The 12333-nt window shown below is 74.4% G+C and carries 11 protein-coding genes; 10 read left to right on the forward strand and 1 reads right to left on the reverse strand.

The window, feature by feature from the left end:
- Positions 1 to 239: 239 nt before the first annotated feature.
- The 7 genes from OG730_RS42515 to OG730_RS42545 all read left to right on the forward strand — a co-directional run bounded on the left by OG730_RS42515 (position 240) and on the right by OG730_RS42545 (position 5219).
- On the forward strand, positions 240 to 665 hold the full coding sequence (locus OG730_RS42515) for a DUF6283 family protein (RefSeq protein WP_327309707.1): 426 nt from the start codon (positions 240 to 242) through the stop codon (positions 663 to 665).
- Positions 666 to 891: 226 nt separating this feature from the next.
- On the forward strand, positions 892 to 1218 hold the full coding sequence (locus OG730_RS42520; RefSeq protein ID WP_327309708.1) for a hypothetical protein: 327 nt from the start codon (positions 892 to 894) through the stop codon (positions 1216 to 1218).
- 261 nt (positions 1219 to 1479) lie between these two features.
- Entirely contained in the window at positions 1480 to 2127 is a 648-nt protein-coding gene (locus tag OG730_RS42525) for a hypothetical protein (protein ID WP_327309709.1), read from the forward strand.
- A 160-nt stretch (positions 2128 to 2287) separates the two neighbouring features.
- The gene (locus OG730_RS42530; RefSeq protein WP_327309710.1) at positions 2288 to 2593 is read left to right on the forward strand and encodes a hypothetical protein; all 306 of its coding nucleotides are present in this window, start codon (positions 2288 to 2290) and stop codon (positions 2591 to 2593) included.
- A 489-nt stretch (positions 2594 to 3082) separates the two neighbouring features.
- A complete protein-coding gene (locus OG730_RS42535; RefSeq protein ID WP_327309711.1) occupies positions 3083 to 3841 on the forward strand; it encodes a hypothetical protein in 759 nt (252 codons plus the stop codon).
- Between the two features lie 300 nt (positions 3842 to 4141).
- Complete coding sequence (locus tag OG730_RS42540; RefSeq protein ID WP_327309712.1) at positions 4142 to 4564, forward strand: hypothetical protein; 423 nt, start codon at positions 4142 to 4144, stop codon at positions 4562 to 4564.
- 229 nt (positions 4565 to 4793) lie between these two features.
- Positions 4794 to 5219: a hypothetical protein gene (locus tag OG730_RS42545; RefSeq protein WP_327309713.1), complete on the forward strand. Its 426-nt coding sequence runs from the start codon at positions 4794 to 4796 to the stop codon at positions 5217 to 5219.
- Between the two features lie 101 nt (positions 5220 to 5320).
- Here the strand turns inward: OG730_RS42545 and OG730_RS42550 are convergent, their stop codons facing one another.
- Positions 5321 to 5977, reverse strand: coding sequence for a hypothetical protein (locus OG730_RS42550; RefSeq protein WP_327309714.1), 657 nt, complete (start codon positions 5975 to 5977; stop codon positions 5321 to 5323).
- Between the two features lie 425 nt (positions 5978 to 6402).
- On the opposite strand from OG730_RS42550, the gene mobF reads away from it, so the two are divergent.
- From mobF to OG730_RS42565, 3 genes are all read left to right on the forward strand, one after another.
- Complete coding sequence (gene mobF / locus OG730_RS42555) at positions 6403 to 11151, forward strand: MobF family relaxase (RefSeq protein ID WP_327309715.1); 4749 nt, start codon at positions 6403 to 6405, stop codon at positions 11149 to 11151.
- A 12-nt stretch (positions 11152 to 11163) separates the two neighbouring features.
- On the forward strand, positions 11164 to 11874 hold the full coding sequence (locus tag OG730_RS42560) for a hypothetical protein (RefSeq protein ID WP_327309716.1): 711 nt from the start codon (positions 11164 to 11166) through the stop codon (positions 11872 to 11874).
- A gap of 93 nt (positions 11875 to 11967) precedes the next feature.
- The gene (locus OG730_RS42565) at positions 11968 to 12255 is read left to right on the forward strand and encodes a DUF6225 family protein (protein ID WP_327309717.1); all 288 of its coding nucleotides are present in this window, start codon (positions 11968 to 11970) and stop codon (positions 12253 to 12255) included.
- Positions 12256 to 12333 lie beyond the last annotated feature (78 nt).

Below are 12333 nucleotides of genomic sequence, written 5' to 3' on the forward strand. Positions count from 1 at the left end.
GCCGCCTCACCACGCCCCGCCCCACCGCGCCCCGCCCCCTTCCCGCCAACGTCGCGCGCGGGCCGGACCGTCCCGTGGCCGGCACGACCGAGGTGGTTGCGGTGCTTGCCCCCACCTCGAGCACGCTGCGGCAACTTCACCGCCACCCCGCCGCCACCCCGTCTCCGGCCACGCGATGCCCACCCCCGGCCAGCAGGCGCAGCAGGCGGCCCCCCTTTCACCACCAGGAAGCCACCCCCGTGACGACCCTCCCGCCCGCACCACGCCCCTGCACCTTCTGCCCCTACAAGACCGAAGTCCCCTCCGGTGTCTGGTCGGAAGAGGACTACGCCAAACTCCCCCTCTACGACGGCCCCACCTGGACTCAGCCCCCCGGGCTGTTCCAATGCCACGTCCACGACCGCGACGACGACAGCGCCCGCGTCTGCGGCGGCTGGGCCGGATGCCACGACATGGCGGAGTCCCTCAGCCTCCGCCTGGCGCACGCGTTCGGTGAGATCAGCCTGGAGACCGCGCAGACCATCCTCGACTACGTCTCCCCAGTCCCGCTGTTCGCCTCCGGTGCCGAAGCCGCCGCTCACGGCATCCGCGAGATCCTCAACCCCGGCCCCGACGCCCGCCACGCCATCGGCAAGCTCCGCCGCACCCGGTCCGACCTCACCTGAACGCCCGCCCCCACCCCACGAGCACGGTGGCCCGCCCTGCCCGCCAACCCACCAGAGGCGACACCCCGCTCGCCCCCGCTCGCTGCTGGCGGCCCCGGGCTGCCCGGCGGGGCGGGTGTTGCGGGGCTTACCCGCCTGCCCGGCAGCGTCGGGTCACCGGCCGGGGGAGTGGTGACCACCCCCACCCCCCGGCCGCCCAGAGCCGCAACCTGTCAGGAGCATCGGCATGACCGTGTACTGGGTGTTCTTCCCGCAGACCCCCCAACATCCCAGCCCCGAGGCGCGTATGGAGCACGCACCGAACCTGTTCGTCCCCGAACGCGCCCTCCAGCACCGCGCCCAGCACCAGACCAGCAGGGTCTACTACGACGGCGTCGTCCGCCGGACCCCGCAGCCGACCGAGGACTTCCCCCAGGCAGACCGCACCGCCCTCCTGCACGTGTGGCGCCGCCGCAGCGCCGAACCGGTCCCGGACCTCACCGACACCCCGGACGAGCTGTGGAAGCTGTCGCCCAAGGGCGGCCTGGAACGCTCTCCCTGGCAGGCACGCTAAACACCCGCCCCCGCGCCCCCCTGCCCCCGGGACCACTCCTGCCGCTCCAGCCCGGCCCCGCGCCCCGGACGCCCCCCGCCCGGCTGCGGGGCTCACCCGGCTCCCCCCTGCCAGCAGCCCAGCAGCGGCCGCGCAACCCGCACCCGCGCCCGGCCGCGCCGTGTCCGCCCCCCTGATGCTTGCAGCGCTAACCCCTTGCCCCGCCACGGTCCTCCCACCGGCCCGCACCAGCGATGCCACCCACGGCACAAGGGAGTCCCCGTGACCTTCGACATGTACACCAAGGGCGCCACACCGAAGCAGGAAGAGGCCCTCCACCAGGCCGCCTGCACGGCCTTCGACGCCGCGGTAGCCGAGCGCAACGGACTGCCCGGGGACCCGCAGCAGCAGGAGGCACAGCGGAAGGTCGATGCCGCCTACGACAGGATGCAGAAGACGCACACCTCCCACTTCGGCCTGAGCAACTACGGCATGGGCAGGTACCTGGACGTCATGGACAGGCTCGGCATGCTCACCACCGACTACGAGCCGACCTCCTGGCCCGAACTCCCGGCCAGCCTCACATGGGAGGACATCGACGCCGCCGGAGAAGCCCCGGACACGCCGGACGACACCCTCCCCGTGAAGGCCGCCGCCCTCGACTACCTCCACGCGCTTGACGCGCACTTGTCCTGGCACCCGGAGCACCTCACCGGGATCGCGGCGCACAAGTTCACCTCCAACGACGGATGGCACGTCACCCCCAAGGAGATCGAGACCGCCCTGACCGCCTACCGCACCCACACCGGCGAGGAGGTCAAGGCCATCCTGAGTTCCGCCGAAGGCGGCTCCATCGACATCGACCGCTGGATGCAGTGGATCGCCTACCTCGAACGCTCCAAGGAACGAGAAGGCTTCGAGGTCCACTGACGCCTGCTCGGCTGGACCGGCCCGCCCGATCACACCGACTGGGCGGGCCACCCTGTGGCACCACCGCCCCGGCTGATTTGCCGGCCTTGCCGTGCCACCGGGCACCGTCCATCAGCCGCACCGCACCCGCGTGCCCACCACCCGCTGAGAGAGGCCCAGCATGAGCGACAACATCGCATCGGAACACACCGTCGGCGAGCACACCATCCACGGCCGCCGCGTGGAAGTGCACCGCCTGACGTGGAAGGACCACCCCGGCTTGAGCTTCGAGGTGATCGACGCCGAGACCGGCGACCTTCTCACCGAGACCGAGAGCTTCGACGACTACCCCACCGAGGAACAGCTCACCGCCCTGGTCGAGGCCAGCAACACCGCCGACGCGCAGTCCGGGGACGGGCACGAGGACTGCTTCGGCGCCCACGTCACTGCCGACGGCCACGCTGACTGCGACGGCAACGTCCTGTAACCCGGCCGGCCGCGACCCGCCTGCCGCCCCATCCCATACCGCGCTGCGCCCCCACCCCGCCCCCCGTCGGGAACGTCCCCCGACCCACGCCCGACCGGCTTCAGCGCCGAGTCGGCGCCGCCGCCAGGCCGTACGGCATGCACCGTGTGGCCCGGCGTCTACCTGGTCCGGCGCACCGACGGCGGACCCTGGGAGAACCTCCACCTGTCCGACTGAGCAGCCGCACCGCCCCCGCGACCCCGGGCCCGCGTCCAGCGGCCCGGGGCTTTCCATGTCCACGCCCCCAGCCCCGCACGGCGGCCGGGCCCGCCCCCCGAGCGTCCCGGGCCCGCGCCGTGCACCGTGCGGAAGCCCGCCCGGGACACCCCCATCGGTGACGGCTCCGCTTGTGAGGCTTGCCGGCTCCCGGGCCACCGTACGGACACCAAGCAGCCGCACCGCCCCGGCTCGGACCACGCCACCAGACCCGTACCTCAAGGGGAGCACCACATGGACCGTCGCAACGTCACCGGCCTCAACGGCCGCATCCACGAAGCCCTGTTCAACTCCCACACCGACGCCCTGATCGACGTCGCCTGCGACGCCACCCGCTACACGGTCGTGAAGCCGTACACGCTGTTCGACCCCGCCCAGCTCACCGACGCCCCGGCAACCTGCACCGACTGCCGCACGATCCTCGACGCCGCCCCCGGCGCGCCCCTCCACCCGGCCGACACCGCCCGCGAGTGCGCCAACACCCTGCTCGCCGACGCCGACAACCGGGGCTACCCGCCCACCCTGGACGACGAGGGCCTCCGGCTCGCGTTCGCCCGCCTCGCCCCGGACGCCGGACACCTGCGCCCCCTCTTCGAGCGCCTGGCCCGGGGCGTCTACGACCCGCAGAACTCGTACCGCACCCAGCCGCTGTACGCCCTGATCCAGGAGCACCTGACCGACACGCTCACCGAGCGGGCCCTGCAGGTACCCGCCAACACCCCCAAGGTGCTGGTCCGCTACGTGCGGTACACCGGCGGAGAGCTCCAGGCCCCCGTAGGGGTGGGCGACCGGCTGACCTATGACGGGCTCGCCTCCGGCCACTGGCCCACCGGCACGGTCACCGCCGTGGAGAACTCAGGCGTCCTCGTCGACTTCCACAACGGGTACCCGCCCCGCCACTACCACCGGCACGAGGTCCCCCGCTGCTTCGCCTTCAAACTGGACCGCGCTCCGCAGCCCACCACGCCCCCGGCCGCCACACCGCGTCCCTGACCCTCCCCGCCCGCCACACCAACACCGGCGCCTGCCACCCCACCCGGGGCGCCTCATCCCGGACCGCTTGGCACTACCCGCCTCGGCCCCGGCCCCCGCTCCTGGCGGCGCCGGGGCCGCCGCACGCCCGGCCCCCAGGGCTCGCCAACGCGCCACGCCCCGCCCGGCCGTGGGCCCACCAGCGCCCCCGGCCGGCCGCGCCTCCGTCTTCTTGCCGCGCTTGCACCCCGCCCGCGCACCGTGCTGCCCACCGCACCCGTCCGGGACACCCGGACCCCCGACCGGAAGGCAGCCCCGCCCATGTCCAAGTTCACGTTCGCCCTCGACGAGGTCGTCGCCGTCGCCACCCACTCGATGCTCGCCCCCAGCCACACGCTGCGCCCCACCTACGAGCAGTGCCTGAACGAGGAGAGCGTCCACGCCGCCCTGTGGTGGCTGCGTGACCGCACCGGCACCTACCTGACCGGCAACTCCACTCACACCGGCGCCCCCGACGACGCCTACGCCCGCGGGTATGGCCCCGGTGACGGCAACGACGCCTCCGGCGTCCTCGGCGCCGACGACGGGATCATCCACGCCCTTCCTCTGCATGACCCGGCCACCAGGGAGTGCCTGCACTCCGACCTGATCAACGCCAAGCACGACGGCCACAACACCCTGACCCTCACCCTGACCGACGACACGCTCGACCTGCACACCTTCCGCGCCGCCACCACCCCGTAGCCGTCACCACCCCACCCTCAGCCCGGCCCCGCGCCTCCCGGACACCACCGGCAGGCGCGGGGCCGACGCGCGTTTCCCGCCTCCAGCACCCGCCACCCCAGCCCGCGTCCCACCCCCCGACACCCGGCCGCCCACCACCCCCGCACACCCCCGCCGCCGCGTCTACCGTCGCGACCAGACCGCCGCCACCGCCCGCACCCGTACCCGCCACGTAGAAAGGGGAGCCCCTGTGCAGCACCAGACCACGATCAACGACCTCGCCGCCCTGGACGGCCTGTTCACCCTCGTCGACCGCATCACCGTCCCCGAGACCGACCCCAGCACCGGCATCACCGAGGAAGTCACCCTCCCCCCGCCGCTCATCCGCACCCGGACCCTGCGCGACGACACCGTCGTCTTCGTCCTCACCCCGCCCGGCATCCACGAGCGCATCCACGTCGCCGACGGCGCGCCCGTCACCGTCTACTACCGAACCCCCGCCCCCGCCCCCGCCCCCGCGTCCGGCCAGCACTCCGCACCGGCCGCGGCCGCCCCCCACCAGGCTGCACCGCCCCAGCACTCCGCGCCCTGGCCCCAGCCCACCGCACCCCAGGCCCAGCCCCAGGCCCAGCAGCCGGCCCCGGCCCCGCGCCGTCCCGCCGCCCCCTGGCAGTAACCCACCCCCCGCCCCGACGACTCGGCCCCGGCCGCCGCACCCCTCCCGCGGCAGCCGGGGCCGCTGCCGTTCCCACACCCCGCTCAGTCACCGGCGCCCCGCTACAACACCCGCTCACCACCCGGCAACACCGGCGCACCAGCCGCCGACGGCCCGGCCGGCAGCGGGGGAGCAGCAGCCACCGGCACCCCCCGCTCCCCAGACACCCCCGCCGCGCCCGTCACCCCCGTCCCCGGCCCCGGGCCCGGTTCCCGCTCCCGTGTCGAGGCCCCGTCCGCCTTCCGCCTCCCGCCCGCCTCCTGGCCGGTGACCACCCCACCCGCCGTGTCCACGGCGTCCGAGTCCCCGTCCTCACCGCCACCCCCCTCCTCCCGGCCCAACCGGCGCAGCTCCTTGACCCGCTCCGCCCCCACCCCCAACCGGCGCGCGCACCCGGCCACCGTCTCGCCCTTGTCACCCATCGCGACAACCACCCGCGCCGCCACCAGCCGCACTTCCTGGATCCGCGCCTGCCCGCGCTCGCGCACCAGCCGCAGCTCCGCCTCCACCTCGGCCGCGACCTGGTCCTCGTCCTCCCGCGCCAACTCGAAGTCCGCCGCCAGCTCGTCGAACTCCGCCTCCCGCGCCAGCCGCTCCTCCTCCGCCCGCGCCGCGGCCTCCCGCTCCGCCGCCACCCGCACAGCAGCCCGCTCCAACGCCGCGCTACGCCGCGCCATAAGCTCCTTGCCGCCCCGCGCCTTGCTCTTACTCGCTGCCACACGCCACCTCCTGGCCAAGAGGGGCCCGCCGGGCGCGGACCCACCTGCCGCCAGTCTGGATACGCCGCCACGCCCCGGCCCGGCCCCGGCCGCCCGCGTCCCACCCCGTAGCACTCCTGTCGCCCCGCCCGGTCCCGCTCACGGGACAAGCCCCTCCAGCCAGCACGGAGCCGGAGACGGGCACAGCACAGCCAGGGTCACGACTTCGGTGCTCCCCGTCCTGTCGTACGTAGTGCTGGCCCGGGCGTGGCAGCGGTGTGTCCGGTCGGTGGTGGTGGGGGTGAGGCCGGTCTCCGGTTGATGGCCGTTGGTGCGCAGCACACCTCTGGCACTTTTGGCCCGTCCACCCCTCGCGGGGCTGGATTTCCCGCCGGACGGAACGGCTGGGGCGATTGCCTTCCAAGCCCTTGGGAGGAACCCGCCTGGTGCCTTCCGGAGTCCTGCCGGGCTGGTCGACTGCCGGGGTGGGGATGACCGGGGCGGCCGTGACGGCCGAGAACTACCGCTACTACCGGAGCAACGTCGCCGCTGGCGACGGGGTCCACGGTGGTGGGCCGGCCGTGTCCTCGAGCCAGCCGGGCGTCCCGGCCGGTGTGTGGACGGGGCGGGCCGCGGCCGCGCTGGGGCTGGCCGGTCAGGTCACCGAGCCGCAGATGCGGGCGCTGTTCGGCCTGGGCATGCACCCGGACGCCGAGGAGCTGATCGCGGCCGAACTGGCCAGGGGAGCCTCGCCCCGCCAGGCACTCAAGGCGGCCAAGCTGGGGCCGGCCGTGCCCCGGCTGTCCGATCAGTCCCCGCTGGACAAGCAGATCGAGGAGGTCCTCGACCTCGCGGCCGAGCGGCTGTGCCGGCCGCTGACGAAGTCAGAGCGCCGCGAGCTGACCCACCGCACCGCGGCGCTCGCCTTCGAAACCGAGTACCACCGGAAACCGGCCGACGGGGAGGAGCTCGGCCGGTACCTGGCCGCGCGGACCGGGAGCCGGCGCCGTGCGGTGACCGGCTGGGACCTGGCTTTCGCCTCGGAAGAGCTCTCGCTGCTGTTCGCGCTCGGCAGTCCCGAGGTACGGCGCATCGTCCTCGAGGTGCTGGCCCAGGCGCGGTCGGAGTCCCTGGCATCGCTGGAGGAGCAGGCGCTGGCGGTGCGCACCGGCCCGGGCGGGATCGCCCAGCAGCGGGCCGAGCCGGCGCTGATGGCGACGGTCTACCTCCACTACGAATCGCGTGCCGGGGATCCGATGCTCCACGAACACGTGGTGATCAGTCCGCGTGTGAAGGGCCCGGACGGCCGGTGGCGGAACCTGGATTCGCGGCTGCTGCTGCGCGAGATCGTCGCCGCCAGCGAGCTGTTCAACCAGCGCTCACTGGAGCTGATCTGCGACCGTCTGGGGCTGGCCGCCGAGGAGGTGGTGGTCACGCCCGGCAGGCGGCCGGTCATGCGGATCGTCGGCATCGACCCGCGGATCCGGGCCGAGTTCGCGCAGAGGTCGGGGGCCGTGCGGACCATGGCCGAGTCCCTGTTCGACGACTACCGGCGCCGTTACGGCCGCCAGCCCGACACCACCGCCCGGATCCGCCTGCAGCAGCGGGCCACGCTGATGACCCGCCCGCCCAAGGGCAAAGCCCGCTCCCTGGACGACCTGCTGGCCCGCTGGCGGCGCCGGGCCATCGCCGCAACCGACCGCACCACCGTCGAGGAGTTGCTCACCGCCGCCCAGGCCGCGGCCCTGGCCCCCGGCGCCCGACTGCCTGCTGAGGCGGTCCTCGATGTCACCGCCGCCGCCGGCGAAGTGCTGGCGGCCGTGACCGAGCGACGCACCACCTTCCGGCGCCGCCATGTCCTGGCCGAGGCGCGCCGCTACCTGATGCGGACCCTGTGCGGGGCAGCCGCCGCACCCCACCTCGCCGAGGAGATCACCGACCGGGTCCTGGCACACGGCGACTGCCTGGACATCACTCCGCCCGAGATCAACCCCTCCCACCCCGACCTGCTGCGCCCGGACGGCTCCAGCATCTACCGGCCCATCGGCTCGGCCACCTACACCACCCACTCGCTCCTGGCCGCCGAGCACCGCCTGCTGGCCGGGGCTCGTACGCGGGTCATCCCGCCCGTCGCGCACGGCACGTTCGCCCGCACAGCCACCCTCCACCAAGGCCCCCTGGACGCCGGACAGCAGGCCCTGGCTTCCTCCTTCGTCCTGTCCGACCGGCTGCTGCTGGCAGGACTCGGCCCCGCCGGAGCGGGCAAGACCACCGCCATGCGCCTGGCCGCAGCCGCCGTGGACGCCGCCGGCGGCCGCCTGATCCCCCTCGCGCCGTCCTCCCGCGCCGCCCAGGTCCTCGCCACTGACCTCGGGCGGCGCGCCCACACCCTGCACTCCTGGCTCCACCAGCGCGGCCAGGCCGCCGACGGCCACGGCGTCGGCGCCGACTTCGCGCTGCGCCCGGGCGACGTCGTCCTCGTCGACGAAGCGGGCATGGCCGGCACCCTTCTCCTGGACCGGATCCTCGCCGACGCGGCCGCCGCCGGAGCCGTCGTCCGCCTCCTGGGCGACCCGCACCAGCTCGCCGCCGTCGAAGCCGGCGGAGCGCTGCGCCTGATCTCGCAGGCGGGCGCCACCGTCGAACTGGACCGGCTGCACCGCTTCACCACCCCCGGCGAAGGCGATGCCTCCCTCATCCTGCGCGACGGCGAGCAGGCCCGCACCGTGTTCGACTGGTACCGCAGCAAGGGCCGCATCGTCGCCGGCCGGCACGAGGCGATGTGCGACGCGGTGTTCACCGCGTGGGCCCACGACATCAGCCGGGGCCTGGCCTCGCTGATGACCGCCGCCGACAACCTCACCGTCACCGACCTCAACCACCGCGCCCAGGCCTGGCACATCGACCGACAGGACCTCGACACCAGCCGGTGGGCCTTGCTGCGCACCGGATCCCGCGCCCACGTCGGCGACATCATCGTCACCCGCCTCAACCGGCGCCGCATGACGGTGCGCGGCGGCAAGGACTTCGTGAAGAACGGCGACACCTGGGTCATCGAGGAACTCCTGGCCGACGGCGCCGCGGTCGTCCGCCACACCCAGCACCGCGGCCGCATCACCCTGCCCGCGGACTACCTCACCACCCAGACCGAGCTCGGCTACGCCTCCACCATCCACCGCGCCCAGGGCATGACCGTGGACACCTCCCACGCACTGGCCTCCGCCCGCTCCAACCGCGAGGGTGTCTACGTACAGCTGACCCGCGGACGGCGCACCAACCGCCTCTACATGGCCATCGACGACGGCGACCACCTCGACGACGTCCTCGCCGCCGTCGCCGCCCGCCGCAGTGCCCAGCTGACCGCGACCGAGCACATCGCCGCCCTGCAGCGCGACATCGCAAGCCCCGGGCAGCTGTCCGCCGAGTATGCCGACGTCACCGAACGCGCCACCGCCGCCCGCCTCACCGGCGTCCTCGAGCAGATCCTGGGCACCGACCGGGCCGCGATGTTCCTGGCCGCCGACGCCTACCCCGCCCTCATCCGCGCCCTCCACGACGCCGAACGCGCCGGGTTCGCCCTGCCCCGCCTCCTCACCCGCGCCACCCGCAGGCTCTCCTTCACCGAAGCCGACGACGTCGCCGCCCTCCTGACATGGTGGCTGCGCGAAGCCCTGACCGACGCCGAAGAAGCCCGCAACACCGCCCGCGACAGCGCCCTCGCCGCTCTCACCACAGCCCAGCTCGACCATCTCAAGCAGCTCGCTGCCAGCCACCGCGCCGCCGCCAACGAAGCCCTGCGCGCCGCCGATGCCGCCTTCACCCACCTGCCCACCGCCGTCACCACCCGCCGCGCGACCACCCACCCCGCCTGGACCGAGCGGCCGCTCGGCCCCCTCACCCGCACCGAGCTCGCCTCCCAGATGGCCGCCGTCCGCACCCAGGTACGCAGCGCGGCCGCCACCGGCCGCCCCCTCTCGGACGCGGCCCGGGCCACCATCACCGCCCTGACCGCCGAGACCCAGCTGCGCCGCGCGATGACCTGGCGAGACCGCGCCCGCGAGGACTACCAGCGCGAGCGCTCCCCCAACCGCCCCCACAGCAGCGGCCAGTCACTGACCGCCGCCCGCCTCCAGGCCGCCAAGCAGCGTGCCGCCACCGACCAGCGCCAGGCCTGGGCCCGGGCCGCCCTCACGCGCGCCCACGCCGCCGGCGCCCGCATCGACGCCGAACTGCGCCTGCGTGAACGCCTGCCCGACCACGCCCCGCCCGCCCGCGTCCACCGTGAGATCCCCGACTGGGTCGCCGACTCCCACGCCCTGACCCACCCCGACACCCCTGCCCACTGGCGCACCCATCTCGCTGAACGTCACCGCATCCTGGCCCGCTCGCTCGCCGACCGCGGCCACACCCTCGCCGCCGACCCGCCCGCCTGGGCACGGCCACTGGGCCCGCCGCCCTCCACCCGCTCACCGCGCCGCCGCCACGCCTGGGCCACCACCGCCGCCCTGGTGGAGCTGTGGCGCACCCGCCACGCCATCACCGGCGTCCCCGGCCTGGGCCCGCGCCCGGCCGACCCCGACCAGCAAGCCGACTGGGACGACCTCGACGCACGCATCCGCGCCCTCACCGGACGGCGCCGCCCCTCCGGGCACCTCCCGCCCCCCGGCGCGCCCGCCCACCAGGTCCTCGCGGCCGCCCTCGACCACCTCGACACCCCGCCCCCGGCCGGACCCCTGCCCGCACACCCGGCGCTGCGCGATCCCTTCGGCGTCGCGCCCCTGAGCTACGGAGCCCTCGACGCCAAGCTCGCCCGCACCGCACTGGCCGCAGCCCTCGCCGGCGAAAGCGCCCCCGAGGGGTGGATGGAGGAGATCACCCCGCCCGGCGAGGACGACGAGGACGAGCAGCGCACCTTCACCAGGCTGATCAGCGCCCTGTCCGACTACCGGCGCCGCCACCACCGCGCCGGACCCGACATCCTCGGCCCCCGCCCCGAAGGCCTCGCGGGCGAGGAATGGGACCACCTCACCGACGCCATCGACCTCTACACCCACGCCCGCGTCGCACGCCGCCTGGAGCAGATGCGAGAGCGCACCGCCGCGGCCCGGGCCCAGCTCCTGCCCCCGACCTCCCCGCTCCACGAACATCCCCGGCCGGACAACAACCGCCCGGGCCCGCAGCGCCCGACCCGCTGAAACGGACCACCGATGACCCTCCAGCTGCACCTGCCCGGCCATCTGAGGCCACGCTGGCGCGACCTGCCCCGCCTCGCCGCCCTCCTCCAGCGCCGCCTCGGACCCCCGCCCCTGCACCCGCTGACCCGGCCCGCCGCCTGCTGGCTGTGGCTACTCACCCTCGCCACCCAGCACGCCGCCGGACGCCTCCTCGCCCACGGCACCGCCACCGTCTCGGTTACCGGCCCCCGCGTCCCCTGGACCCGCCGGGCCGCCTGCACGGCCGTCCTCACCGCAGGCCTCGCGGCCCACCTCGCGTGGATCTGGCTTCCCCTGGAGGCCGCCGCCTGGGCCCTGAAGAGCCACACCTGGCCGCTCACCATCGCCGTGCTCGGCTTCGGCATCACGCTCTCCCTGCTCGTGGAGACCGGCAACCTGCTCCAGCACACCCGCGCGCTCACCTCCCTCACCGCCACCCGCCGGCACCTGCGAGCACACACCGAAGGCACCTGGTGGGAAGCCGGGAACCTCGCCGGCCACGACAACGACCCCGTCTCAGCCGGCCGCCTCGTCCACCAGGCGCTGCACCTGGCCGACGCCCACCAGGCAGGGCTGGTCGTCGTGGCCAGCAGCCCGGCCACCCACCGCGCCTACCTCCGCCGAGGCTTCACCCCCGGGCCTCTCAACCCGCGTGTCCTCATCCGGCCCCCGCACCCGACGGCCCGTCCTGGCGCGGCGAGCTGACCGGTTCCTGCTTGCGGCGTCCATTTCAGGAGCGGTTCGTTGGGGTCAGTGGCACAGGCGCTTCGGCGCGATGGGGAAGAGGAAGAGGGGCAGATGAGCACGCGTCGCATCGACTCGGAGGGCTACCACCACAGGGTCGCGGCATGGACGGTCGGGCAGCTGCGGGCGGCGTTGGCCGGCCTCCCGGATGACACGCTCGTGGCCGCGTCGATTCCGCACAGCCTGGGACCGCGCCCCAACGACCCGGCGGGAGCCGAAGACTCCGACTGGGTCGTCACGGATCTGGAAGAGGCGCCGTCGGCCTCCGAACCGCTCGTCCTGGTCCTTGACCGGCCCACGGGCCGCTACGTCTTCATCCACCGGGAGGAAGAGGGTGAGTAGCGCCGCCTCACACGTCCCACCAGCCCCAGTTTCGTGAAGTAGCACGTTCTTTGCCTCTCCAGTGCTCCCACCCGTACT

Source organism: Streptomyces sp. NBC_01298 (genome assembly GCF_035978755.1).
Lineage (GTDB): Bacteria > Actinomycetota > Actinomycetes > Streptomycetales > Streptomycetaceae > Streptomyces.

What these genes read in the sequence shown, in the direction of transcription:
- OG730_RS42520 (WP_327309708.1), top strand. Translation starts at nt 892, where the DNA reads ATGACCGTGTACTGGGTGTTCTTCCCGCAGACCCCCCAACATCCCAGC.
- OG730_RS42530 (WP_327309710.1), top strand. Translation starts at nt 2,288, where the DNA reads ATGAGCGACAACATCGCATCGGAACACACCGTCGGCGAGCACACCATC.
- OG730_RS42535 (WP_327309711.1), top strand. Translation starts at nt 3,083, where the DNA reads ATGGACCGTCGCAACGTCACCGGCCTCAACGGCCGCATCCACGAAGCC.
- OG730_RS42540 (WP_327309712.1), top strand. Translation starts at nt 4,142, where the DNA reads ATGTCCAAGTTCACGTTCGCCCTCGACGAGGTCGTCGCCGTCGCCACC.
- OG730_RS42560 (WP_327309716.1), top strand. Translation starts at nt 11,164, where the DNA reads ATGACCCTCCAGCTGCACCTGCCCGGCCATCTGAGGCCACGCTGGCGC.
- OG730_RS42565 (WP_327309717.1), top strand. Translation starts at nt 11,968, where the DNA reads ATGAGCACGCGTCGCATCGACTCGGAGGGCTACCACCACAGGGTCGCG.